The organism is Burkholderia sp. Se-20373 (assembly GCF_017104705.1).
Lineage (GTDB): Bacteria > Pseudomonadota > Gammaproteobacteria > Burkholderiales > Burkholderiaceae > Burkholderia.
On sequence record NZ_JAAGPH010000281.1, the window covers coordinates 1 to 3771 of the forward strand.

The 3771-nt window shown below is 71.3% G+C and carries 2 protein-coding genes; both read left to right on the forward strand.

The window, feature by feature from the left end; translation table 11 throughout:
• The coding region (locus G3N96_RS37865) for a DUF2339 domain-containing protein (RefSeq protein ID WP_206140408.1) at nucleotides 1–2636 on the forward strand (2636 nt) is incomplete at its 5' end.
• Nucleotides 2633–3771, forward strand: a 1139-nt coding sequence (locus tag G3N96_RS37870) for a DUF3999 domain-containing protein (RefSeq protein ID WP_206140409.1), incomplete at its 3' end; no start/stop codon positions are given. The genes G3N96_RS37865 and G3N96_RS37870, both read left to right, overlap by 4 nt.

Sequence of the window (3771 nt, forward strand, 5' to 3'; positions counted from 1 at the left end):
TGCTCGCGATCGGCTGGCGCGTGCGCGCGCGCCGCGCGGCGTACGGGCTCGTGCTGCAGGGCGGCGGCGTCGGCATCCTGTACCTGACGATCTTCGCCGCGACCAAGCTTTACGCACTGCTGCCGGTCGGCGCCGCGTTCCCGCTGATGGTGGCCGTGTGCGCGCTGAGCGCGTTCCTCGCGGTGCGGCAGAACGCGCTGCCGCTCGCGTTCATGGGCACCGCGGGCGGCTTTCTCGCGCCGGTGCTGCTGTCGACCGGCCAGGGCAACCATGTCGCGCTGTTCAGCTACTACGCACTGCTGAACGCGGGGATCTTCGCGATCGCGTGGTTCAAGGCCTGGCGTCCGCTGAACCTGCTCGGCTTCGTCTTCACGTTCACGATCGGCTCGGCATGGGGCGTGACGGCCTACCGCCCCGCGCTGTTCGCGAGCACCGAGCCGTTCCTCATCCTGTTCTTCCTGATGTACGTCGGCATCGCGCTGCTGTATGCGGTGAAGCGCGAACTCGCGCTGCGGCACTACGTGGACGGCACGCTCGTGTTCGGCACGCCGATCGTCGCGACCGCGCTGCAGGCGTCGCTCGTGAAAGACATGCCGTTCGGGCTCGCGTGGAGCGCCGTCGCGCTGTCGGCGTTCTACGTCGTGGTCACCGCATGGCTCGCCCGGCGCCGCGACCGCCTCGCGCTGCTGTTCGAATCCACGCTCGCGCTCGCGGTGATCTTCGCGACGCTGGCCGTGCCGCTCGCGTTCTCCGGTCCGACGACCAGCGCCGCGTGGGCGATCGAAGGCGCGGCCGTCGTCTGGCTCGGCGTGCGCGAGAAGCGCATGCTGCGGTTCGGCTTCGGGCTGCTGATGCAGGTTGCTGCGGCCGGCGCGTTCTTCACGAGCCTGCTCGGGCCGGCCGACGCCACCGTGCTGCCGGTGCTCAACAGCCCGTATATCGCGATGCTGCTGATCGCGCTCGCCGGCCTGTTCACCGGCTGGTGGCTGCACGGGCGCGGCGAAGCGCGCGCGTGGCATGCATGGATGCCCGAGATCGGCGCCGCGGCCGCCGCATGGGGGCTGCTCTGGTGGGTGAGCGGCGGCCTGCACGAGATCCTCGTCTATGCGAGCCGTCACGTCGACCTGCATGCCGACCGCTTCGTCGTCGATACGACCGCGCTGTTCGCGGCCGGCACCGCGTGGCTCGCGCACGTCGCCCGCCGCCGGCTGGCGTGGCCGCTCGCCGAATGGCCCGCACTCGCGCTGACGCCGGTGCTGGCGCTGCTCGCGCTGCGTGCGTTCGATGCGCACGAAGCGCCGCTGTCAGGGATGGGCGCGTTCGCGTGGCCCGTCGCCGTCGGCGCAGGCCTTGCGCTGCTGTGGCGTCAGTCGCGCGGCACGGCAGGCGCCGATTCCGCGTCAGGCTCGGCGCGCGGCGTCGCGCCATCCCTCTCCGCAGGCATCGTCGCGCCGCTGCATACGCTGATGTTCTGGACCGTGTGCGGGCTGCTGTCGCTCGAAGGCTTCTGGCGCCTGCGTGCGTACGTGCCCGAGGGCGCGTGGAGCTGGAGCGCGTGGGCCTATGGCTTCGGTGCGCTGCTCCTGCTGGTGTCCGGCCCCGGCTCGCGGCTGCGCTGGCCCGTCGCGGCGTTTCCGCGCGCGTACCAGGTGTGGGGCGCGGCGCCGCTCGCGGCGTTACTGTGGTTGTGGAGCATTGCCAGCGTGATCAGCGACGGCAATGCGGCGCCGCTCTTCTGGCTGCCGCTGCTCAACCCGCTCGACATCGCGCAGTGCCTCGTGTTCGTCACGTTCGCCGTGTGGCTGCGCCGCCTGCGGACGCTCGGCATCGCGTGGCATCCGCGCGTCGTCGACTACGCGGCCATCGCGACCGTGTTCCTGTGGTTCAACGCACTGATGCTGCGCACGCTGCATCAGCGCTTCCACCTGGCCTATGACATCGACACCGTGCTGTCGTCGTTCGGCATCCAGCAGGTATTCATGGTCGGGTGGAGCGTGTTCGCGTTCGCCGGGATGTGGCTGACGCGCCGCGACGGCATCGCCCGCGTGTGCGCGCTCGCGTCGCTGCCGCTGATCGTCGTGATGTGGGTATGGACCTTCTACGCGAACTTCACGCAGGACGGCGGAAGCTGGGCGCGCGTGCCGCTCTTCAACCCGCTCGACCTCGTGCTCGCGGTGGTCTATGCGCTCGCCGCATCGTGGTTCATGCGCGCACGCAAGGTCGGCTGGTCGTTCGGCAAGTATCGCGTCGAGCTGCTGAGCGCGGCCGGCGCGACCGCGTTCCTGTGGCTGAACGCGATCCTGCTGCGCACGCTGCATCACTGGGCCGGCGTGCCGTACGAACTCGGCGCGATGGCGGAATCGACGCTGGTGCAGGCGTCGGTGTCCGTGTACTGGACGCTTTGCGCGCTCGCGATCACGATCTGGGCCACGCGACGCGGGCTGCGTCCGCTGTGGTTCGTCGGCGCCGCGCTGCTCGCGCTCACGGTCGTCAAGCTGTTCCTGTTCGACCTGTCGCACGTGACCGGCATCGAGCGCATCGTGTCGTTCATCGGCATCGGCGTGCTGCTGCTGTTGATCGGGTATTTCTCGCCGCTGCCGCCGAAGACCGCCGCGCAACAGGACGACCACGCATGAAACGACTCGCCGCCCTGCTCGGACTGAGCGTGCTCGCGTCGTTCGCGGCGGCCGACGGCCGCGTCGCGCAGCGCTTTTCGCTCGATCTGGACGGCACCGCCGCGTATTACCAGCTCACCGTGCCGCAGCCCGTCTATGCGGCGAGCCGGCGCGACGACCTCGGTGACGTGCGCATCTTCAACGGCGCAGGCGAGCCGGTGCCGTATTCGCTCGATGCCCCGGCGGCGGCCGCGCCCGCCGTCCCGCCGAAGCGCACACCCGTGCACTGGTTCGCGCTGCCGCCCGCCCGCGCCGACAAGGGCAACGCGCCGCTCGGCGTGACGGTCGGCCCCGACGGCGCGCTGCGCGCGGGCGTCGCCGCACCGGTGCGCGCGAAGCACGGCGCGGATCTCGTCGACCTGTCGCATGCGGACGGCGAGATCGACGCGCTGCTCGTTCATGTGAGCGACGACAGCTACCAGGGGCGTGTCGCCGTCGAAGCCAGCGACGACCTGCGCAGCTGGCGGTCGCTCGGCAGCACGCAACTGCTGAAGGTGGGCCACGGCGACGCGATGCTGGTGCAGGAGCGTATCGCGCTCGAAGGCGCGGCGCCGCGCTACCTGCGGCTCGACTGGCTCGACGGCGCACCCGCGATCGCGTCGATCGACGTCGAAACGCACCCGCGCGACACGCGCGGGACCGACACCGCGTCCGTGCCGCGCCAATGGCGCGACGCGGTGCGCGTGCGGGCCGGCGGTGCCCCCGGCGAATACCTGTTCGACATCGACGGCGCCTATCCGGTCGACCGCGTGCGCATCGACCTGCCGCAGCCGAACACCGTCGCGCGCGCGACGCTGCAGAGCCGCGCCGACGCGCAGGCGCCGTGGCGCGACGTCGCGGGCGCCGTGCTGTTCCGGCTGCAGGGCAACGCCGGCGAGCAGCGCAATCCGCCGCTCGAATTCGCGGCGAATACGGATCGCGCGTGGCGGATCGTCGTCGACATGCGCAATGGCGGATTCGGCGGCGGCCAGCCGGCCGTCGCGATCGGCTGGCATCCGGCCGCGCTGACGTTCGTCGCGCGCGGCACGCCGCCGTTTACGCTCGGCGTCGGCGACGCGTCGCTCGTGTCGTCGGCCGTGAGCCGCGACGCGTTGCT